This is a genomic window from Serratia sp. S4, assembly GCF_000347995.1.
GTDB lineage: Bacteria > Pseudomonadota > Gammaproteobacteria > Enterobacterales > Enterobacteriaceae > Serratia > Serratia quinivorans.
Window position 1 is genome coordinate 2,816,319 of the sequence record NZ_KB661120.1, and the last position, 22,254, is coordinate 2,838,572.

The 22,254-nt window shown below is 55.4% G+C and carries 17 protein-coding genes; 10 read left to right on the top strand and 7 right to left on the bottom strand.

Features of this window, described 5'->3' with window-relative positions; genetic code table 11:
* Positions 1-26 precede the first annotated feature (26 nt).
* Positions 27-989 (top strand): universal stress protein UspE, encoded by a 963-nt coding sequence (gene uspE / locus SERS4_RS0113905; RefSeq protein ID WP_017892972.1) that lies wholly within the window; start codon positions 27-29, stop codon positions 987-989.
* A gap of 156 nt (positions 990-1,145) precedes the next feature.
* Here uspE and pntB read toward each other — a convergent pair whose 3' ends face one another.
* Both pntB and pntA read right to left on the bottom strand, forming a co-directional pair.
* The gene (gene pntB, locus SERS4_RS0113910) at positions 1,146-2,540 is read right to left on the bottom strand and encodes a Re/Si-specific NAD(P)(+) transhydrogenase subunit beta (RefSeq protein WP_017892973.1); all 1,395 of its coding nucleotides are present in this window, start codon (positions 2,538-2,540) and stop codon (positions 1,146-1,148) included.
* A gap of 10 nt (positions 2,541-2,550) precedes the next feature.
* Positions 2,551-4,080 (bottom strand): Re/Si-specific NAD(P)(+) transhydrogenase subunit alpha, encoded by a 1,530-nt coding sequence (gene pntA, locus SERS4_RS0113915; RefSeq protein ID WP_017892974.1) that lies wholly within the window; start codon positions 4,078-4,080, stop codon positions 2,551-2,553.
* Between the two features lie 538 nt (positions 4,081-4,618).
* Between pntA and ydgH the strand changes: the two genes are divergently transcribed.
* On the top strand, positions 4,619-5,569 hold the full coding sequence (gene ydgH, locus SERS4_RS0113920) for a DUF1471 family protein YdgH (RefSeq protein ID WP_017892975.1): 951 nt from the start codon (positions 4,619-4,621) through the stop codon (positions 5,567-5,569).
* Between the two features lie 245 nt (positions 5,570-5,814).
* The gene (locus SERS4_RS0113930) at positions 5,815-7,206 is read left to right on the top strand and encodes an amino acid permease (protein ID WP_017892977.1); all 1,392 of its coding nucleotides are present in this window, start codon (positions 5,815-5,817) and stop codon (positions 7,204-7,206) included.
* A gap of 29 nt (positions 7,207-7,235) precedes the next feature.
* Here SERS4_RS0113930 and SERS4_RS0113935 read toward each other — a convergent pair whose 3' ends face one another.
* A complete protein-coding gene (locus SERS4_RS0113935) occupies positions 7,236-7,652 on the bottom strand; it encodes a hypothetical protein (protein ID WP_017892978.1) in 417 nt (138 codons plus the stop codon).
* Positions 7,653-7,777: 125 nt separating this feature from the next.
* Here SERS4_RS0113935 and folM point away from each other — a divergent pair, with 125 nt between their 5' ends.
* The 6 genes from folM (at position 7,778) to SERS4_RS0113970 (ending at position 13,878) form a co-directional block, all read left to right on the top strand.
* Complete coding sequence (gene folM / locus SERS4_RS0113940) at positions 7,778-8,500, top strand: dihydromonapterin reductase (protein ID WP_017892979.1); 723 nt, start codon at positions 7,778-7,780, stop codon at positions 8,498-8,500.
* Between the two features lie 73 nt (positions 8,501-8,573).
* Positions 8,574-9,299 (top strand): two-component system response regulator RstA, encoded by a 726-nt coding sequence (rstA, locus tag SERS4_RS0113945; protein WP_026142393.1) that lies wholly within the window; start codon positions 8,574-8,576, stop codon positions 9,297-9,299.
* Positions 9,296-10,600, top strand: coding sequence for a two-component system sensor histidine kinase RstB (gene rstB / locus SERS4_RS0113950; RefSeq protein ID WP_012145319.1), 1,305 nt, complete (start codon positions 9,296-9,298; stop codon positions 10,598-10,600). The genes rstA and rstB overlap by 4 nt, the downstream gene beginning before the upstream one ends.
* A 67-nt stretch (positions 10,601-10,667) precedes the next feature.
* Positions 10,668-12,164, top strand: coding sequence for a carboxypeptidase M32 (locus SERS4_RS0113955; protein WP_012145320.1), 1,497 nt, complete (start codon positions 10,668-10,670; stop codon positions 12,162-12,164).
* Between the two features lie 310 nt (positions 12,165-12,474).
* Entirely contained in the window at positions 12,475-12,756 is a 282-nt protein-coding gene (gene asr / locus SERS4_RS0113960) for an acid resistance repetitive basic protein Asr (RefSeq protein WP_017892980.1), read from the top strand.
* 300 nt (positions 12,757-13,056) lie between these two features.
* Positions 13,057-13,878, top strand: coding sequence for a serine protease (locus SERS4_RS0113970; protein WP_017892981.1), 822 nt, complete (start codon positions 13,057-13,059; stop codon positions 13,876-13,878).
* Between the two features lie 31 nt (positions 13,879-13,909).
* On the opposite strand, the gene hrpA is transcribed toward SERS4_RS0113970, so the two are convergent.
* Positions 13,910-17,797 carry an ATP-dependent RNA helicase HrpA gene (gene hrpA / locus SERS4_RS0113975; RefSeq protein WP_017892982.1) on the bottom strand — a complete coding sequence of 1,296 codons (3,888 nt, stop codon included), beginning with the start codon at positions 17,795-17,797 and terminating at the stop codon, positions 13,910-13,912.
* Between the two features lie 269 nt (positions 17,798-18,066).
* On the opposite strand from hrpA, the gene azoR reads away from it, so the two are divergent.
* On the top strand, positions 18,067-18,672 hold the full coding sequence (gene azoR / locus SERS4_RS0113980) for an FMN-dependent NADH-azoreductase (RefSeq protein WP_017892983.1): 606 nt from the start codon (positions 18,067-18,069) through the stop codon (positions 18,670-18,672).
* Between the two features lie 212 nt (positions 18,673-18,884).
* On the opposite strand, the gene SERS4_RS0113985 is transcribed toward azoR, so the two are convergent.
* The 3 genes from SERS4_RS0113985 to SERS4_RS0113995 are packed head-to-tail and all read right to left on the bottom strand — an operon-like array spanning position 18,885 to position 22,023.
* Positions 18,885-19,208, bottom strand: coding sequence for a YdbL family protein (locus SERS4_RS0113985; protein WP_012145325.1), 324 nt, complete (start codon positions 19,206-19,208; stop codon positions 18,885-18,887).
* Positions 19,209-19,216: 8 nt separating this feature from the next.
* Positions 19,217-19,414, bottom strand: coding sequence for a YnbE family lipoprotein (locus SERS4_RS0113990; protein ID WP_012145326.1), 198 nt, complete (start codon positions 19,412-19,414; stop codon positions 19,217-19,219).
* Entirely contained in the window at positions 19,411-22,023 is a 2,613-nt protein-coding gene (locus SERS4_RS0113995; protein ID WP_017892984.1) for a YdbH family protein, read from the bottom strand. Before SERS4_RS0113995 ends, SERS4_RS0113990 begins: the two co-directional genes overlap by 4 nt.
* Positions 22,024-22,254 lie beyond the last annotated feature (231 nt).

The window sequence follows — 22,254 nt, forward strand, 5'->3', positions numbered from 1 at the left end:
TTGATTTTCAGCTGTAAGGAGGCCCTATGGCGAAGTATCAGAATCTTCTGGTGGCTATTGACCCCAACCAGGATGACCAGCCGGCGCTGCGCCGGGCGGTGTACCTGATTAAACGAAATGGCGGGCGCATTAAGGCCTTCCTGCCTATTTACGACTTCTCTTACGAAATGACGACCTTGCTCTCACCGGACGAAAGGACGGCGATGCGACAAGGCGTTATCAGCCAACGTGCCGCATGGATCAACGAGCAATGCCGTTTTTACCTCGACGAAGGCGTTCCTATTGAAATCAAAGTGGTCTGGCATAACCGCCCTTATGAAGCGATTATTCAGGAAGTGATCGCCGGCAAGCACGATCTGCTGTTAAAAATGGCGCATCAGCACGACCGCCTCGAATCCGTTATTTTCACCCCAACCGACTGGCATCTGTTACGAAAATGCCCTTGCCCGGTGTGGATGGTCAAGGACCAACCCTGGCAGGAAGGCAGCAAAGCGGTGGTGGCGGTCAATCTGGCCAGTGAAGAACCCTACCATGACCCATTGAACATCAAGCTGGTACAGGAAACCGTTGAACTGGCGCAAAACGTCAACCAAACCGAAGTTCACCTGGTTGGTGCCTACCCCGTTACCCCCATCAATATTGCTATCGAACTACCGGACTTTGACCCCAGCGTTTACAACGACGCCATTCGCGGGCAGCACCTGATCGCCATGAAGGCGTTAAGGCAAAAATTCGGCATTAAAGAAGAGTTTACCCACGTTGAAAAAGGTCTGCCAGAAGAGGTGATCCCCGATTTGGCCGAGCACTTGCAGGCGGGTGTGGTGGTATTGGGTACCCTGGGGCGCACCGGCATTTCGGCGGCGTTTATCGGTAACACGGCAGAACATGTGATCGACCATCTGAAATGTGACCTGCTGGTGATTAAGCCGGAAAACTTCAATTGCCCGATCGAAGTCGATGAGGACGATGAGCACGACGACGAGGATTGATGTTTGACGCATAAAGAAACGGGCCGAAAAGGCCCGTTTTTATTTTGAAGACAAAGTTATCTTTGACCCCGAGATGCCCGGGCCTAGCGCACCGAGGGGCACTCCGGCGGACAAGCCGCTACGACCCCTTCGGTACGCTCTCCCTAATAACAGGCGTTACGCCTGCAGCGCACGCAGTATCGCTTCCACACTCTCTTTGGCATCACCAAACAGCATCTGGGTGTTCTCTTTAAAGAACAGCGGGTTCTGCACGCCGGCATAGCCGGTGTTCATCGAACGCTTAAAGGCAATCACGTTCTGCGCTTTCCACACTTCCAGCACTGGCATACCGGCGATTGGGCTGCGCGGATCTTCCAGTGCGGCCGGGTTCACCGTATCGTTGGCACCGATCACCAGCACGGTGTCGGTATCGGCGAAATCGTCATTGATTTCATCCATCTCCAGCACCACGTCATATGGCACCTTGGCTTCGGCCAGCAACACGTTCATGTGGCCCGGCAAACGCCCGGCAACCGGATGAATACCGAAACGCACCTTGATACCACGAGCGCGCAGTTTCTCGGTGATTTCCGCCACCGGGTACTGCGCCTGCGCTACCGCCATGCCGTAGCCTGGGGTGATGATCACTGAAGTGGAGTTCTTCAACTGCTCGGCAACTTCTTCCGCGGTGGTTTCGCGATACTCGCCCATTTCTTCCGCATTACCGGTCGAAGAGCCATCGGTACCGAAGCCTCCGGCGATCACGCTGATAAACGAACGGTTCATCGCCTTACACATGATGTAAGACAGGATGGCCCCCGAAGAACCCACCAACGCACCGGTCACGATCAGCAAATCGTTGCTCAACATAAAGCCCGCTGCCGCTGCCGCCCAACCCGAATAGGAGTTGAGCATCGACACTACGACCGGCATATCGGCACCGCCGATGGAGGCCACCAGATGCCAGCCAAACGCCAGCGCGATAGCGGTCATCAGCACCAGTGCCACCGCTTGCCAACCCACACTGTCGGCGCGAACAAACACCACCAACAGGACGAAGGAAACCACCAGTGCCGCCAGGTTCATTTTGTGTCGGTTTGGCAACGCCAGCGGTTTGGAAGAGATGATGCCGCGCAGTTTGCCGAACGCAACAATCGAACCGGTGAAAGTGACCGCACCGATAAAGATGCCGAGGAACACTTCGGTCAGATGGATATTCGCCATCACCGGCTCCATTGGCGCGCCGTGATCCAGGTAGCTGTTTAACCCCACCAGAACCGCCGCCAGGCCAACAAAACTGTGCAGCACCGCCACCAGCTCTGGCATTTCGGTCATTTCGACCTTTTTCGCCAGATAAACCCCGATGGAACCCCCGATAATCATCGCGATGATAATCCAGCCTACGTTGCCGGAATCCGGCCCGAGGATGGTGGCGATCAGCGCAATCGCCATCCCGGCGACGCCAAACAGATTGCCCCGTTTTGAGGTTTCATGGCGCGACAGGCCGGCCAGACTACAGATAAACAGGATAGCGGCAACAATGTATGCAGCTGTAACTAATCCTCCAGACATATGCTACCCCTTAGTTCTTGCGGAACATCTTCAGCATGCGCTGAGTGACGGTGAATCCACCAAAAATGTTGATGCTGGCGATCAGCACGGCGATAAAGGAGAGGAAACTCACCCAGCCACCATGGCCAATCTGCAATAGCGCACCGACCACGATAATCCCTGAGATCGCATTGGTGACCGACATCAACGGGGTGTGCAATGCATGGCTGACGTTCCAAACCACGTAGTAACCCACCACGCAGGCCAGCGCAAACACGGTAAAGTGAGACAGGAACTCTTTTGGTGCGGCGTTGGCCAGCCAACCAAACAGGATGATGGCCAGCGCCATCAGGCCATATTTCAACCATGGCGAAACCGGTTTTGCCGCCGGTTTGGCGACCGGTGCCGCTGCCTGTGCCTGTTTAGGCTGGGCAGAAACCTGGATTGGCGGTGCCGGCCAGGTGACTTCGCCACTGCGCACCACGGTAACGCCGCGGATCACGGTATCTTCAAAATCAACGTCAATTTCGCCGTTTTTCTCTTTCGACAGCAATTTCAGCAGGTTAACCAGGTTGGTACCGTAAAGCTGTGAGGATTGAGTCGGCAGGCGGCTTGGCAAATCGGTATAGCCAATGATTTTCACGCCGTTGTCGGTCACGGTCACGCGATCGGCTACGGTCAGTTCACAGTTGCCACCGTTTTGCGCCGCCAGATCGACGATCACGCTACCCGGTTTCATCGAAGCCACCATCTCTTTGGTGATAAGCTTCGGTGCGGGTTTGCCCGGGATCAACGCGGTGGTGACAATAATGTCGACCTCGGCCGCCTGGGCGGCGAACAGCGCCATCTCGGCCTTGATAAAGGCTTCGGACATCACTTTGGCATAGCCATCGCCGCTGCCCGCTTCTTCCTCAAAATCCAGCTCGAGGAATTCAGCACCCATGCTCTGCACTTGCTCTTTGACTTCCGGGCGGGTGTCGAAGGCGCGAACAATCGCCCCCAGGCTGCCTGCGGCGCCGATGGCCGCCAGGCCCGCTACGCCGGCACCGATAATCATTACTTTGGCGGGTGGAACCTTGCCGGCAGCGGTGATTTGCCCGGTGAAGAAACGGCCAAACTCATGCGCGGCCTCAACAATCGCACGGTAACCGGCGATGTTGGCCATTGAGCTCAGTGCGTCCATGGATTGTGCGCGTGAGATACGCGGTACTGAATCCATCGCCATCGCAGTGACGTTGCGAGCGGCCAGCTGCGCGATCAGCTCCGGGTTTTGCGCCGGCCAGATAAAGCTGACCAGGGTGCTGCCCTCGCGCATTAACGCGATCTCGTCCTCAAGCGGTGCGTTAACTTTCAAAATCAGATCCGACTGCCAGACATCAGCGGTGTCGGTGATTGTTGCCCCAGCGGCTTCATAAGCGCTATCGTCAAAACTTGCCAGTTTACCCGCCCCGCTTTCAATCGCGACGGTAAAGCCCAGCTTCAGCAGTTGCTCCACCGTTTTCGGCGTTGCTGCGACCCGGGCTTCATTGGCCAACCGTTCTCTTGGTACACCAATACGCATAATGTTCCCTTCTCACCTGTCTATGATGATGTTTATTATCTTCCTACCCATAGCGATGGCCCCGGCTGACAGGTTTTTATTAGCCTTGTCGGCAACGAATTAAGGCGCCATCTATAACCTACTGAAAATATGATCGATGATCCATAATTGCTTACGCATTCAGGTCTGTTTTTACATAAAAACTCAGGCAGTGACATGATAAATCGCAAATTAAAGTTAAAAACCCCGGTTTAATGCCGTTTTTGCGGCCATATTGTGGCTGGCGGAGGTTGGCGGCTTTCCAGTGGCACAGGGGGAAATCGCATAAAAGTTATAAATTTGTGAATAATTAACACTTATGACATCAAAGGCTTTATTATTGAAACTTATGGCGATTCTGCGCAATATATCGGGCACAATCCTTCTGGGGGTTTGTCTCACGGGATGACATAAAATGCTGAGACACTGGTCGAGATTACATGTAATAATCGGCGGCTGAATTACACCTAAACAGTTCAGCACGTTATAAACGTTAATGCGCTAGGCGAAAGGATTTTTTATGAAGCTGAAGAACACGATCATCGCATCAGCCTTGTTATCACTCACAGCGCTGTCTGCTCAGGCGGCACAAGAGTTAACTCCTGAAAAAGCAGCGGCGCTGAAGCCGTTTGATCGCATCACGATTACCGGCCGCTTTAATGCCATCAATGAAGCCGCTGATGCCATATCCCGCCGTGCAGATAAACTGGGTGCAGACTCCTTCTATATCCAGGACAGCAACAACAGCAACAATGGCGGCAACTGGCGCGTCACCGCAGATCTTTATCATAAAGATGCGCCGGAAGTGAGCAAAGACCCCAAATACCGCGTGATTAACGGTGTTACCGAACTGCCGAAAGAACAAGCCTTCCTGTTGGAGCCGTACGACACGGTGAGCGTCAGCGGTTTCTACCGCAGCCAGCCGGACATCAACGATGCCATCACCAAAGAAGCGAAAAAGAAAGGCGCAGCCTCCTTCTTTATCGTGCGTCAGGTAGATGCCAACCAGGGCGGCAACCAGTTCATTACCGCTTATATCTATAAGGCCGATGCCCCTAAACGTACCGTTCAGAGCCCGGATGCCATTCCGGCTGATTCTGAAGCCGGTAAAGCCGCACTGGCTGCCGGTGGCGCTGCTGCTGCCAAGGTTGAAATTCCGGGTGTTGCCTCTTCTGGCTCACCAAGTCGCGACGTAGGCCGTTTCTTCGAAACCCAGTCTTCTACCGGCAAACGTTATACTGTCACTTTACCAAACGGTACCCAGATTCAGGAAGTGAACAACGTGACTGCCGCGCAGATGGTGCCGTTTGATTCCGTGACCTTCACTGGCCACTTCAACAGCATGACTGATGTTTCTAGCGAAGTTGCCAAACGTGCGGCCGAGAAAGGCGCCAAATACTATCACGTGACCCGCCAGTGGCAGAACAAGAGCGGCGGTAACCTGACCGTCAGCGCCGACCTGTTCAAATAAGTTTCAATTTGCGGTTTACCATCGGGCAGCCATTGAGCTGCCCGTTTTTTTGTCGCTGATACCGCCCTGCCAGTTGAATAGTTTTTTGTAAATCACGCATACTTAATCATTGCATCCACACGCATCCAGCCGTAGAATTTGCGCCAATTTTTAGGGCTATTGTCTACTCGTTCAGTAATTGCCATTACGTTGTTACTGCCAAGCAGTTCCCTTCCAGTTGTTTATTCTGCGCTCAGGATCCGTCATTGGAAAAAAAACTAGGTCTTACCGCGTTAACCGCATTGGTGCTGAGCTCAATGCTGGGCGCCGGGGTTTTCAGCCTGCCACAAAACATGGCGCAGGTTGCCAGCCCGGCGGCCCTGCTATTGGGTTGGGCAATCACCGGCGTCGGCATCCTGTTTCTGGCTTTTGCCATGCTGTTGCTAACCCGCCTGCGTCCCGATCTGGACGGTGGCATCTTTACCTATGCGAAAGAAGGCTTTGGCGAGCTGGTGGGCTTTTGTTCCGCCTGGGGTTACTGGTTGTGCGCAGTGATCGCCAATGTCTCTTATCTGGTTATCGTGTTCGCCGCACTGAGTTTATTCACCGACCGCGGCGGAAACGTCATTCTGGGCGATGGCAATACCTGGCAGGCACTACTGGCAGAGTCAGTATTGCTGTGGATCGTCCATGCGCTGGTGTTGCGCGGCGTGCAAACTGCAGCCAGCATCAATCTGGTGGCGACCCTGGCCAAGCTGTTGCCGCTGGGGATGTTTGCGGTATTGGCAGCGATGGCGTTCAACATGGACGTCTTTACGCTGGATTTCCACGGCGTCGCTCTCGGTAAACCGGTGTGGGAACAGGTAAAAAACACCATGCTGATTACCCTGTGGGTATTTATCGGTGTGGAAGGCGCAGTCGTGGTTTCAGCGCGGGCGCGTCATAAAAAGGATGTCGGCCGTGCAACCATGCTGGCAGTGATCTCCGCACTGGCGGTTTACCTGCTGGTGACTTTGTTGTCCCTGGGTGTGGTGCCGCGCAGCGAACTGGCCGAAATGCGCAATCCTTCCATGGCGGTGCTGATGGTCGATCTGATTGGCCCCTGGGGTGATGTGATTATCGCGGCCGGGCTGATTGTTTCGGTCTGCGGGGCCTATCTGAGCTGGACGATTATGGCCGCCGAAGTCCCGCTGCTGGCGGCACAACACGGCGCTTTCCCAAAGATTTTCCGCAAGCAGAACAAGAATCATGCGCCTTCAGCTTCACTGTGGCTGACCAATATTGCCGTGCAGTTCGCACTGGTGCTGATCTGGCTGACCGGCAGTAATTATAATTCTCTGCTGACTATCGCCTCGGAAATGATCCTGGTGCCTTATTTCCTGGTCGGTGCCTTCCTGTTTAAGGTGGCGATCCGTCGTCAGGACAAACGGCTGATGTTCGCCGCCACAGGTGCCTGCCTGTACGGCATTTGGCTGCTCTACGCTTCTGGGTTAATGCATTTGCTGATGTCGGTGTTGCTGTATGCACCGGGGCTGCTGGTGTTTATTTATGCCCGAAGCGGACATGATGATATCAAGCTGCTGAATCAGCTGGAGAAAGGCAGTATTTTTCTGTTGCTGGTGGCCACGGTACCGGCCGGCTGGTTTATGCTGCAGTAGGTGAAAAATGGCCGGGTGGGATCACCCGGTCAGTTACTTTGAGATGTACGCAGGCTGATGGTCATGCGTTCCCCAACCTGAGAGATAATCACTCCCTCAACGCACTCTTGTTGAATGGTTGCCAACTGCTGCGTGTCCAGAGCGTAAGGCAGCTTAATGTCGAATACCGCCAACCCCTGTTGCTGTGCCAGGTCGATCAGGCGCACGATGTTGGTTTCGTCGCTGACCTGGGTAGAAACCACCTGCAGCGCCAACGCTTTCAACTGCTCTTTCCGCGTTTGCGAAGCGGAAGCCTGAGATTTCAATACCATGCCAAAAAATGGCATCACGCCATAAATTGCATCAACAAAGCGCCAGTGCTTCTTGCACGATGCGGACAGAAAATCCATGTAATCAAAACAGATTTTCTCACTGCGGGCGACGGGTGCAAGGTGACTGCTGTTCATCCCTTCCTCTCATTGCCGTGTATTACATCCTGAAATGGATAATCGATGCGAAGCTTTAACGAATTTCCGCCGTATAATGGCATAATTCCCCTATTGTTTGCCAGTCTGTCCAGGAGCTTTAATCAATGGAACTTCACAACTCAGCCCCGGTGCTGATTACGGGCGGCGCACGCCGGATTGGACTGGCATTGGCCAGGTCATTCTTGCAACGTGATATTCCCGTGATCATTGCCTATCGCAGCGACTACCCGGCGCTGGGCGAACTGAAAAGACTGGGGGCAACCTGCATTCAGGGCGATTTCTCAACGCACGACGGTATCTATCGTTTCGCCGAGCAGGTTCGCCAGGTGGCGCCCAAACTGCGCGCGGTGATCCACAACGCCAGCGCCTGGCAGGCCGAATCACCGGAAGTGCCACCGGAGCAAGTGATGGCGGCCATGTTGCAAATTCACGTTTATACGCCTTATCTGCTCAATCAACTGCTGGAATCTTGTCTGTTGGGCCAGGGGCAAGCCGGTGCGGATATCATCCATCTGACCGACTATGTGGTGGAGAAAGGCAGCGACAAGCACATTGCCTATGCCGCCAGTAAGGCCGCGCTGGACAATATGACCCGCTCTTTTGCCCGCAAGCTGGCACCCGAAGTTAAAGTCAATGCCATCGCTCCGGCGCTGATTATTTTCAATCCGGGCGACGACGAGCATTATCGGCAACAGGCGCTGGCAAAATCACTGATGAAAATCGCCCCAGGCGAGAGTGAAGTGGTCAATCTGGTGAACTATCTGCTGGACAGCCGCTATGTCACCGGCCGTACTCACGGTGTCGACGGCGGACGCCCGCTGCGCTAACGCATGATCTGCATGGCGTATCGCGGAGCCCCGCGTTATGCTGAATTTCGTTATTCTGATAAAACCGCTGAATATGCATAAAATTGTTTTTGTAGAAGACGATCCCGAAGTCGGCAAACTGATTGCCGCCTATCTGGGCAAGCACGACATTGAAGTGTTGATTGAGCCACGCGGCGACAGTGCACAAGCCCGCATCGAGCTGGAGCAACCTGATTTGGTGCTGCTGGATATTATGTTGCCCGGCAAGGATGGTATGACGCTGTGCCGTGATTTGCGCCCAACCTTCCCCGGCCCGATCGTGCTGCTCACCTCACTCGACAGCGATATGAACCATATTCTTTCGCTGGAAATGGGCGCCAACGATTACATCCTGAAGACCACGCCGCCAGCGGTGTTACTGGCGCGACTGCGTTTGCACCTGCGTCAGCATGGCAGCCAGCCAAAGGAAGAGTCAACACAACCGCTCACTCAACACAACGCCCTGCACTTTGGCCTGTTATGCATCGATCCGGTTAACCGACAGGTGACGTTGGGTGAAGAGGTCATCACCCTTTCCACCTCAGATTTTGATCTGCTGTGGGAACTGGCCACCCACGCCGGCCAAATAATGGATCGCGAAGCCCTGCTGCAAAACCTGCGTGGCGTGAGTTATGACGGTCTGGACCGCAGTATAGACGTGGCGATTTCCCGCCTGCGCCGCAAGCTGTACGACAATGCCCTGGAACCCTTCCGCGTCAAAACCGTCCGTAATAAAGGTTACCTGTTCGCTCCGAATGCCTGGGAGTTCGTGCAGCAATGAGAAAGCTCTTTGTGCAGTTCTTCCTGCTGCTTTTCGTATGTTTCCTGGTGATGGCGATGCTGGTGGGTCTGGTGTACAAAGTCACCGCCGAACGCGCCGGCCGCCAGTCGATGGACGATCTGATGAAAAGCTCGCTGTACCTGATGCGCAGCGAACTGCGGGAAATTCCGCTCAAAGACTGGAACAAGACCATCGCCACGCTGGACTTGAATCTGTCGTTTAAGCTGCACATCGAGCCGCTGGGCAAACAGGACCTGAGCGAAGATTTGAAAAAACGGCTGCGTCTGGGGGAGATTATCGCCCTCGACGACCAATACACCTTTATGCAGCGCATCCCGCGTAGTCACTACGTGCTGGTGGTCGGCCCGATCCCTTATCTGTTCTATCTGCATCAAATGCGGCTGCTGGATTTGGCGCTGCTGGTGTTCATCGGCATGTCGCTGGCGCTGCCGGTTTTTCTGTGGATGCGTCCGCACTGGCAGGACTTACTCAAGCTGGAAAACGCGGCTCAGCGCCTCGGTGCCGGGCATCTGGATGAGCGAACCCATTTCGACCCCACCTCCAGCCTGAATCGGCTCGGGGTGGCCTTTAACCAGATGGCGGATAACGTCAATACGCTGATCGCCAGCAAGAAACAGCTGATAGACGGTATCGCCCATGAACTGCGCACCCCGTTGGTGAGGCTACGTTACCGCCTGGCGATGAGCGATAACCTTTCCGAGAGTGAACAGCAGGCGCTGAACCGCGATATCGGTCAGTTGGAGTCACTGATAGACGAACTGCTGACCTATGCACGATTGGACCGTCCGCAGGTAGCACTTAATATAGAACCGCTGGATTTGCCCAAATGGCTGGAGGACAAGGCTGACGACCTGCGCCTGATCCACCCGGAACGTGAAATCGAATTGAACATCCCGCACGTCGGTGATTTTGGCGGCGTCGATTTACGGCTAATGGAGCGGGTGCTGGATAATCTGGTGAACAATGCGCTGCGTTATAGTGAGCAACGCTTGCGCATCGGCCTGTGGTTTGACGGCGACAACGCCTGCCTGCAGGTAGAAGACGATGGGCCAGGTATTCCGCCGGAAGAACGTGAGCGGGTATTTGAGCCCTTTGTACGTCTCGATCCCAGCCGCGATCGCGCTACCGGCGGCTGTGGCCTGGGTTTGGCGATTGTTCATTCGATTGCCGTGGCCTACCAGGGCCAGGTCTACGTTGACGCCAGCTCTCTCGGTGGTGCCAGCTTCCGCTTCTGTTGGCCGCTAAAGCCCACTTTCAATTTAAAAGCAGACCCGGTGTAACCCCCGTTTACGTGGCAGCATAAAAACGCGAAACAGTGATCCGGTTTACAAAAAATGGAGCTAAACGATGACATCTGCACATTCCCCTTCTTCTTACGACGAGCTGCGTGCCATTTTCACCCGCCTGTCACGCTTCGGCCATCTCTCCGCCATTGCCGGTTGGGATATGCAAACCATGATGCCACCGGGCGGCAGTAAAGCGCGTTCCGAGGCACTGGCTGAGCTAAGCGTATTGCAACACCAGATTTTAACGTCGGATAAAACCGGTCGTCTGTTTGAACGCGCACAGCAAGAAACGCTGGACGACATTGACCAGGCGAATTTGCTGGAGATGCGCCGCCAGTATGACAATGCGGTGCTGGTGCCAGAATCGTTGGTCGAGGCTAAATCCCTGGCCGGTGCACGCTGTGAACATGCCTGGCGTTCCCAACGCCCAGCCAACGACTGGGAAGGTTTCGCGGAAAATCTGCGCGAAGTGGTTAAACTGAGCCGCCAGGAAGCGCAGATCCGTGCCGAAGCGGCAGGTAGCAGTCGTTATGATGCCCTGCTGAACCTTTATGAACCGGGAATGCGCAGCAGCGATATAGACCGTATCTTTGGTGACCTGAAAACCTGGCTGCCCGACCTGCTGCAGAAGGTAGTGGCTAAACAGGCCCAGGAACCTTGTCTGGTTCCGCAGGGGCCGTTCAATGTGGAAACCCAACGTCAACTGAGCCTTAGCGTGATGAAGCTGCTCGGCTTTAACTTCGACGGCGGTCGCGTGGACGTCAGCGCTCACCCATTCTGCGGCGGCGTACCGGAAGATGTTCGTATTACCACCCGCTACAACGACAAAGAATTTCTGACCGCATTGCTCGGCATCGTGCATGAGACCGGCCATGCTCGTTACGAACAAAATCTGCCGCGCGAATGGCTGGGCCAGCCGGTAGCCCAGGCTCGTTCAACCGCTATCCATGAGTCGCAGAGTCTGCTGTTTGAAATGCAACTGGCGCGCGGCAGCGATTTCCTGAAGATCCTGCGTCCACTGGTGGTCAAACAATTCGGCGAGCAACCAGCATTGGAAGAAGGTAACTTCATCCGACTAAATCAGCGAGTGAAACCAGGCCTGATCCGCGTAGACGCTGACGAAGTCAGCTACCCGGCGCACGTGATCCTGCGCTATGAAATCGAGAAGGCTCTGGTCGAAGGCGAGATTGAGGTAGAAGATATCCCGGCGCTGTGGGGCGAGAAAATGCACGGTTACCTTGGCCTCGATACTATCGGCAACTACCGTAACGGCTGTATGCAGGATATTCACTGGACCGATGGTGCCTTCGGTTACTTCCCGACGTACACCCTGGGTGCCATGTATGCCGCGCAACTGTTCCACAGCGTCCGCAAAGCTCTGCCAACGCTGGACAGTGACATTGCTGAAGGCAATCTGAATCCATTGTTCCAATGGCTGAAGCAGAATATCTGGCGTCACGGCAGCCGTTTCCCTACTAATACCCTGATCGCCAATGCGACCGGCGAGGCCCTGAACCCAGACTATTTCCGTAAGCATTTGGAAAGTCGTTACCTGTAAGATCCCCAGGCACGGCTAATCCCGTGCCTTTTTCCCCCTGCTTTGCCGCCGCTATTCCATAGCGCACCTCCTCCACCCAAGACGCCCAGGCTGCAGAGTACCGGTTGGCCACTCCCTACATGTATGTTGTAACTAAAGTGAGATTTAAAGTTCGATGGTTCCGGTTCGTTAACCGGCCAGTGCTCGCGATGTACATTAGGTTACACGCCGAAACCAATCACTCACGGAAAGCATCGGGCCGTTTGCCTACTATCTTATCACCGGCCCCGCAGTGGGCTTGATATATGATGAGTAACTTGAGGAATCAACGATGAAAAAAGTATTAGCTCTGGTTGTTGCCGCTGCAATGGGTCTGTCTTCTGTTGCCTTCGCTGCTGACGCTGCCACTACCACCCCTACCGCACCTGCGGCGACGGCTACCACCACCGCGGCTGCACCAGCCAAGACCACTCACGTGAAAAAACATCACGCGAAGAAAGCGCCGGTTCAAAAAGCTCAGGCCGCCAAAAAACACCACAAAAAAGCGCCGGCTCAGAAAGCCCAGGCAGCTAAAAAACACCACAAAACAGCCAGCCATAAAAAAGCGGCGTAACAGCAATTAATGTGAGGCTCCCCTCACCAGTTCAGGCTTGAGTTGTCCAACACCCGGTTCGCCGGGTGTTTTTTCATCGGGGGTTCTCATCATGCTGCGTCGCTACCTATTTGAAATCATTTTAACCACGCTGATCCTCTGTGGACTGATCGCCGCCTTTTTTTATCTGTAGCCACACCGCCCTCTGGATAATAAATTATTGAAAAATCAATCACTGCCCATCCACACGGCGACTAATTCAGTCTATAGTTACCATTCAGTGTGTTTATGGATGATCCGTATTTTCCAGGCAAGAAACCTATGCGCATAACCGTTTTGTTGTTGCTGTGCTCATTCCCGCTCGCACTCTCCCTCTCAGCACGGGCTGACAGCCCATCCGATGCGTCGACCGCTGAGCAAACCCGCCTGTTTTTTGGCAAGGATGAACGAATAAAAGTAACGGAAACCGACGGTTGGCCGTGGCAGGCCATTGGGCAAGTGGAAACCGCCAGCGGTAACCTGTGCACCGCCACGCTGATCTCTCCGCATCTGGCGCTCACCGCAGGCCACTGCGTGCTGGCACCTCCGGGTCAACTGGATAAAGCCATTGCGCTGCGTTTTGTTGCCGGTAATAAGACCTGGAAATACCAGACCGACAATATTGAGACGCTGGTGGATCGCAAACTGGGGAAAAAACTCAAGCCTGACGGCGATGGCTGGATTGTACCGCCAGCGGCAGCGGCCTATGACTTTGCCCTGATCCGTCTGAAGGATAAAAAAACCTTGCCGATTAAGCCGCTGCCGTTGTGGCAAGGCGACAGCAAGGCACTGACCCAGGCAATGAAACAAGCCAAACGGCTGATTACCCAGGCGGGATACCCGGAAGATCATCTGGACGATCTCTACAGCCACCAGAACTGTAAAGTGACCGGCTGGGCGCAACAAGGTGTACTTTCGCACCAGTGCGATACCCTGCCCGGCGATAGCGGTTCGCCGTTACTGCTGAAAACTGCCGACGGTTGGCGGCTTATTGCCATTCAAAGCTCCGCACCGGCAGCCAAAGACCGTTACCGCGCCGATAACCGCGCGCTGGCAGTGACCGGTATCCGCGATGCGCTGGACGCGCTGGCGGCGGGGAAATAAAACCCGGGGGCAACTTGTTGCCCCCGATTAATCACACTGAAAGCTGCTCGATAGTCTGCAGGATACGCTTGTCCGAGATCGGATAAGGCGTGCCCAGTTGCTGAGCGAACAGGCTGACGCGCAGCTCTTCAATCATCCAGCGCACCTCTTTCACCTCGTCATCCTGCTGGCGTTTCGGCGGCAGTTTGTTCAGCCATTGCTGCCAGGCCTGCTGCACCTGTTCCACCCGTAGCATTTGTGCGCGGTCGCGGTGCGGATCGATAGCCAGTTTCTCCAACCGACGTTCAATCGCCTGCAGATAACGTAGCGTATCCGGCAGACGCTTCCAGCCGTTGTTGGTGACGAACCCACGATAAACCAGAGCGCCGAGCTGAGTTTTGATATCTGACAGTGCCAGCGCCAACGAGATATCAACCCGGCCTTTCAAGCGCTTGTTGATGTTAAACACCGCCGTCAGGATTTGTTCGACCTGTTTGGCTACGCCCACCACCGTTTCATTCAGTTCGCCGCGCACCAGCTCCTGCAGACGGGCAAAGTTTTCTTCCTGCCACACCGGGCCGCCGTGTTCGGCGATCAGTTTATCGATGCCGCACGAAATGCAATCGTCGATCAGATCCAGCACCCTGCCGTAAGGGTTAAAGTACAGCCCCAGCTTGGCCTTGTTCGGCAGTTTTTCATGCAGATATTTGATAGGTGAAGGAATATTCAACAACAGCAGACGACGCGTGCCCTGCCACATCGCCTGTCGCTGCTCCTGCTCGCTGTCGAACAGGCGGATCGCCACGCTGTCTTTTTCGTCCACCAGCGCCGGGTAAGCCTTCATCGAGTAGCCACCGCGTTTCTGCTCATAAAACTCCGGCAGTTTGCCGAAGCTCCAGATATGCAGATTGCTTTGTTCCAGCCCATCGTCCGCCACCGCCGACAGCGTTTCCTGCACCTTGTCCTTCAGCTTGAGCTTCAATGCCGTCAGATCTTTGCCTTCAAGCAGGGTTTTGTGTTTTTCACCCACCACCCGGAATGTCATCTTGAGGTGATCGGGCACCTGATCCCATTGCCAGTCTTCACGTGACACCGTCACACCAGTCATGCGACGCAGCTCGCGCTCCAGTGAATCCAGCAGCGGCATCTCCAGCGGCGTAGCCCGCCCCAGGAAAGCTTCGGCGTAGTTCGGTGCCGGCACAAAATTGCGGCGTACCGGCTTTGGCAAGGACTTGATCAGGGCAATAATCAGTTCCCGCCGAATGCCCGGGATCTGCCATTCGAAGCCCTGCTGCTCAACCTGATTAAGGATAGGCAGCGGAATGTGTACCGTCACGCCATCGGCGTCGGTGCCCGGTTCAAACTGATAAGTCAGGCGCAGCTTGAGGTTGCCCTGGTACCAGGTGTTTGGGTAGTCCAGCGCACTGACCTGATTGGCACCGTCTTTGATCAGCATTTCCTTTTCAAAGCTGAGCAGGTCGGAATTTTGCTTACCGGCGTTTTTCCACCAGTTATCGAAATGGCGTCCGGACACCACATCGTTCGGAATGCGCTGATCGTAGAAAGCAAACAGGGTTTCGTCGTCCACCAGAATGTCACGGCGACGCGATTTATGTTCCAGCTCTTCCACTTCGGCACGCAGTTTCAGGTTAGCGGCAAAGAACGCATGTCGCGTCTGCCAGTCGCCTTCCACCAACGCATGGCGGATAAACAGCTCACGGCACAGCAGAGGATCAATGGTGCTGTAATTGACCGAGCGCGCGGCAACAATCGGCAGCCCGAACAGCGTCACTTTTTCGCTGGCCATCACCGCCCCCTGGGATTTAGACCAGTGGGGTTCGCTGTAGCTGTGCTTCACCAGATGCTGAGCCAATGGTTCTATCCACTCCGGCTCGATACGTGCGGCAATGCGCCCCCACAGGCGGCTGGTTTCCACCAGTTCGGCCACCATGGTCCACTTCGGTGGCTTCTTGAACAGGCCGGACCCCGGAAAAATGGAGAAGCGTGCGTTGCGGGCACCGGTGAACTCCTGCTTGTCGGCATCTTTCTGGCCGATGTGCGACAGCAACCCGGTCAGCAGCGCGGTGTGTACGCTGCGATAATCGGAAGGCTCGCTGTTAACCGGCAGCCCCAGCTCTTTCACCACCTGGCGCAGTTGGGTGTAAATATCCTGCCATTCGCGCACCCGCAGGTAGTTCAGGAAATCATTGCGACACAGCCGACGGAACTGGCTGGAGGAATGCTCTTTTTGCTGCTCTTTCAGCCAGTCCCACAGGTTCACGTAGGCCAGGAAGTCCGAGTCTTTATCCGCGAAGCGACGGTGCTTTTCATCCGACGCCTGCTGTTTGTCCATTGGCCGTTCACGCGGATCCTGAATCGACAGCGCTGCGGTGATGATCATCACCTCACGTACGCTACCGCTCTTCTGCGCTTCCAGCACCATACGTGCCAGCCGTGGGTCGATCGGCAACTGTGCCAGTTGACGGCCCTGCGAAGTAAGCTGGTAATGGCCATTCTCTGCCGTTTTAATCGCCCCCAACTCTTCCAGCAGGCGCACGCCGTCCAGAATATTGCGCTTGTCCGGCGCCTCGACGAACGGGAAAGCGGCGATATCCCCCAGCCCCAGCGAGGTCATCTGCAGGATCACCGACGCCAGGTTGGTGCGCAGGATCTCCGGATCGGTAAACTCCGGTCGCGACAGGAAATCCTGTTCTGCATACAGACGAATACAAATACCGTCCGACACGCGGCCGCAGCGGCCCTTACGCTGATTGGCCGAGGCCTGAGACACCGGCTCGATCGGCAGGCGCTGGACCTTGGTACGGAAGCTGTAGCGGCTGATGCGCGCCGTCCCCGGATCAATCACATATTTGATGCCCGGTACGGTCAGTGAGGTTTCCGCCACGTTGGTTGCCAGCACAATGCGCCGACCATGGTGTGACTGGAATACCCGGTTCTGTTCGCTGTTGGAAAGCCGGGCATACAGCGGCAAGACCTCGGTATGCGGCAGATTAAGGCGGTTCAATGCATCGGCGGTATCACGGATTTCGCGCTCACCGCTCATAAAGATCAGGATATCCCCCGGCCCTTCGCGGCCAAGCTCATCCACCGCATCGAAAATCGCCTGCAGTTGATCGCGGTCGGTATCGTCGGCGTCGTCCACCACCGGGCGGTAACGGACTTCCACCGGATAAGTCCGGCCGGAAACTTCAATAATCGGCGCGTTGTTGAAGTGACGTGAAAACCGCTGCGGATCTATGGTTGCCGAGGTGATGATGACTTTCAGATCGGGGCGCTTCGGTAGCAGTTCGCGCAGGTAGCCGAGGATAAAATCGATGTTCAGGCTGCGTTCATGCGCCTCATCGATAATCAGCGTGTCGTACTGCATCAACAGCCGATCCTGCTGGATTTCCGCCAGCAGGATGCCGTCGGTCATCAGCTTGACCAGGGTATTTTCCCCGACCTGATCGTTAAAACGTACCTTATAACCGACGCTGCCGCCCAATGGGGTTTCCAGTTCGTCGGCAATGCGGTTGGCCACGGTGCGCGCGGCCAGGCGTCGAGGCTGGGTATGGCCGATCAGCCCTTTGACCCCGCGCCCCAATTCCAGACAGATCTTCGGTAACTGGGTGGTTTTCCCCGAGCCGGTTTCACCGGCAACAATCACCACCTGATGGTCACGGATCGCCTGCAGAATATCCTGCTTTTTCTGGCTGACCGGCAGGTTTTCCGGATAGGTTATTTTCGGGCAGGTCGCAGCGCGGGATTGCACCTTACGCAACGCCAGCGCCATGTCACTTTCGATTTCAACGGCAGCCGCCAATTGAGCATCGGGATTTTTGATTTTTCGTGCGCCCTGCAGCCGACGTTGCAGGCGCTGTTGATCACGGAGCATCAGCTCGCCCAGTTGGGCAGACAATGCCGCGAGCGGAGATTTCACGTTCGGTATTCCTTGTTTCATCGCTGCTGTATCAAGCGTTAGCAACGGTTTGGTAATGGGTTAGCCCGTTTTTAGCTTTGGACGCGAAGAATATCACAAGCCGCTTTTTCCCCATAATCCCGCCGCTTAAGGCCCAAAAGGTTATTCAATAAAATCGAACAAAGGTCTCGAAATATTGCGCTATCACTGCTGGAAAAATGTGAATAGAGTGTACTACATGCAAGGGACGCACCGTCCTGATGTCACTGTCTTAACCTAAGGAATTACCGATGAGCAAAGTATTGGTTCTTAAATCAAGCATCCTGGCAGGTTACTCTCAGTCTAACCAACTGGCCGATTTCTTCGTTGAGCAATGGGCAAGCGCTCATGGCAACGACACTATCACCGTACGTGACCTGGCTGCACAGCCAATCCCGGTACTGGACGGTGAGCTGGTGGGTGCACTGCGCCCTTCCGATACGCCGCTGACCCCACGTCAGACCGAAGCGCTGGCCTTGTCCGACGAACTGATCGCTGAACTGCAGGCCAATGACACCATCGTTATGGCGGCACCGATGTACAACTTCAACATCCCGACTCAGTTGAAAAACTATTTCGACCTGATTGCCCGTGCCGGCGTCACCTTCCGTTACACCGAAAACGGCCCTGAAGGCCTGGTGAAAGGTAAACGCGCCATCATCCTGACCAGCCGCGGCGGCATTCATAAAGACACCCCGACTGACCTGGTAGAACCTTACCTGCGTCTGTTCCTGGGCTTTATCGGCATCACCGACGTTGAGTTCGTGTTTGCGGAAGGCATCGCTTACGGCCCGGACGTTGCGACCAAAGCACAGGCCGACGCCAAGGCCGTGCTGACTCAGGTGGTTGCCGCCTGATGTCCCTCGCTGGGGCGTAATGCTTGTCAGTTAAGGTGTATTGTTCCCTCTCCTTTGGGAGAGGGTTAGGGTGAGGGGATACATACCAACACGAAAGCCCCTCACCCCGGCCCTCTCCCTCGGGAGAGGGGGACGCCCACTTAAACAACGTCGTACATTCTTATTCAGAACTTTGCTTAACTGACCGGCATTACACCTGACGGCGCGTTTTTTTATTTCTTCAGCCACTGCCCGTTAATACCGCGCACGTATTCCCCTGCCGGGGCTCGCGTTACCAACTTCTGCCCCGCCATGCGCGCCACATCGTCGATGGCAATATGATTGCTGTCCGCCACTTGCTGGTATTTTTCGGTGCGCCCGGCATTAATGTTTTTCACCAACGTCAGCGTTTCGGCGTCCTGCTTCACCGGCGCGATATAACCGCTGAGCGTTTCCCCTACGCGCCCCTGCTGTTTGGCCTCATCGAGCGTCAGCGCCATCGCCATGCTGCTGAACATCCAGGCGGCGGCCATCAAGCCTAAATAACGTTTTTTCATGTTGGCTCCTAGAAAAGGCCGCTTTGGGTTTTCAGCAGATTATCAACGTCCTTATCTACCTTGATGTGGATCTCATGCTCGATCTTCACGTTCATGTTGATGGTGATCGGATCTTTAGGCGTCGCGACCTCGATGCGCGGCACGCAGCCGCTCAGCAAAAACGTGCCCAGCACGGCGACCAGCAATGGCCCGCTGATGATTTTCATGGTTGTTCCCCAGGTTTTGAGAGGGCCTGTTCCAGCCACTCCTGTAAATTGTCGCCAAAGCGCAGACTGCGCCACAGCTGAAACACGTTTTCCTGATGGCTATAGTTCAGGATAACTTCTCGTTTGGCACTTTTTTGCGGATTAACCCCGTCAATGCGCGCCTTCAGCGTCAGCTCACCGAGGTTGTCGAGATCAACCCTGGCTTTCGAGCGGTTAATCTCCATATAGCGCAGCCAGTCGATCGCCGCGCCGGTCGCCAGATTATTGCTGCCGATAGCATCGGCCATATCCTTGTCCAGCCGCAGCGTCAGCATGCCCGAGTTGGCGATCCAACCGTTGCGTACCAGCCATTTGGGATGATTGAGATACAGCGGCAGTTCGCCGTCCACCCGCCCGGACATGGCAAACTGTTTTGGCTTCAGCGCGGTAAACAAGGCGCTGAGATCAACTTTATCCAGTTTCAATACGGCAGCGTCATGCTGCGGCATCCGCAGCGCCGACAGGCTGATATGACCGTTTAATGCATCCATTCCGACGTTGCTCAGCGTCAGCGGTGCCTGTTCGCTGTACGGATAGGTCCCCTGGAGATCGGCGGTAATATTCTGCATTTCAAACAGGTTGCTGAATGACCTGATGCGTAACATCACCGGCTTTTTGGCCCCCAACTGCCAGAGATGGTTTTTCAGTCGGTAGGACATCACAAAATCCAGGCCGCTCATCTCGCCGTCTTTCAGCCACATGCCGCCGTTTTTCACCACCCAGTGGCCACCGGCCTCAAAGCCCTGTACCCGGGCCGCAGAGAAGGCCGACTGGGCATAAAACTCGCCGTCGCGCAGTTTGATATTCAGATCGGGTGAGATCAAGGGTTGGAACACTTCCATCGACTGTTTTGGCCACCAGCCCTCTCCGCGCAAACGCTCACCGTCCCAGCGGCCTCGCAGTGCTATCGGCCCAATCTGTTCCGCCTGCAGTTTACCCTGTAGCTGGAAACTGTCCGGCGCCTTGCCCTTGAGCTGCAGCGCCAGCACCGGGGCCGGCAGGTCCCCCCCGTTGGTGAAGCTAACCTTGCCGGAAACCAGCTGCAGTTCGCCATTGAATGCCGGGGCCTGCTGGTCACGCTGCCAACGCAGCGGTTGGCTAAGACTGAGACGCGGTGCGTCTACCGTCACCATGCTGTACTTCAATTGATCAAAACCGGTAGAAAGGCGATCGAGCACCAAAGTGCTGTCCTGCCAACTGCCGCTGCCGGCGACGTCCCAGGCAGCCTGTAGCGGCGGCAACTGGCCGTTACCCCAATAGCGCCATTGCCAGTTACCGTGATCCGGCCAAAAATCCTGGGCCTTGCCGTCCAGATGCAGTTTAAAACGGCCCCAATAGCTGTCGCTGGCATTGATGATCGCCTGCAGGCGGCCGGTGATGCCGCCCGCGGTGACCTTCACGCCGGCCAGCGGCAACCGCGCTTCTTCCAGTTTCATTTCCGGTGTGGCGTTGCCCCACAAACGCAGCAGTGCCCCTGACTGCAACACCAGCGTCGGGTTAAGAATAGTGCCGCTGATGATGCCGGGGATGGAAGCGGTCATGGAAAAATCGGCCATATTCGCCTGACCGGTCAGTTGGAAGCGTAAGTCGCTGTCGATTAGCCCGACCTTACCCGGCCCCAGCGTCAACACCGCGTTGCCCTTGCCGTTATGGCCGTCGGTGATCACATTTAAACGGGCGCTGATCTGGGCTTCATCAAAGCCTTTGCTCCAGTCATGCAGCGCGATGCTCAAGCCGCCGTTAAGCGGTTGCTGACTGTACGGCCAGCGCCACTCGCCCTGCTTGATACTCACCTGCTGCGGGTTGATCTCCCACGGCAAGGTGGCCAAGGGTTTATCTGCCCCCTTTTCTGTCAGCGTCATCACCCCCTGCTGCTGTTGCCAGCGCATATCCAGCAGCAAAGGCTTTTCCAGATAAGCGGTCTGCAGTTCGCCCTGCAGTGCGCCTTGCGTCGGCATGCTGTCCAAATCCAGCGGAATGCTGATTTTGCCGGTCAGATGCAGCGGCTGCGGGCTGTTGGGCGCGGTGAGCGTCAGGCTGTTCAGCGTCAGTTGTTGATGTTGATCCAGCAGCGCGTCAACGCTGATGTTGGGGCCTTGATATTGCAGGCTCTGGCCTTCTGCGGTGGCGTGTATCTGCAGTTTACCGGCATAGAATTGCCACGGCAGCACCGAGAGATCCTTAATGGTGATATCCAGCAGCGGCAGTTGTTTTTGCAGTTGGTCAAGCGCCAGGGGGGCGCTATTGGCATCACCGGCAGGCAATTTTGATAGGCAGGCCGTATCGACATGCAGCTTGTCGCCGATCAGTTGCCAGCGCCCTTGCTGATACGCCAATCGGGTTAGGCCGGCACTGGCAAGCAGGCAATCTTGCGCTAAAAAGCGGGCGCCATCCAACTGCAAGGCGCCCTGCCGCCACTGTAGTTTGCCCTGCAAAACCAACTGGCTGCCCTGCGGTAACCAGTGCGAGAGCACACGCGGCAGCCAGCGCGGCAGAGTCTGCCACAGCGCCACCAGCAGGATCAGCACACTCACCACAATCCCTATGAATACTTTCAATCGCTTAGTCATTAAATGATTGTTTCATTCCTGAGTTAGGCGCCCTTTGCCCGGGCCAAAGACCGTTTAGGTTTAGGCTAAGTCTATGCCTGAATTGGCAATAATGATGGCATGAATTTGACATAGGGTGAAGCTGAGACCGAAGAAGATACCTTGTACCGGGGCTTTTATAGCCATTGCTGCGGATGCTGTAAGTTTTAGTTACATATTCATCACATGAATATGACCTATTTCAGACTTTTG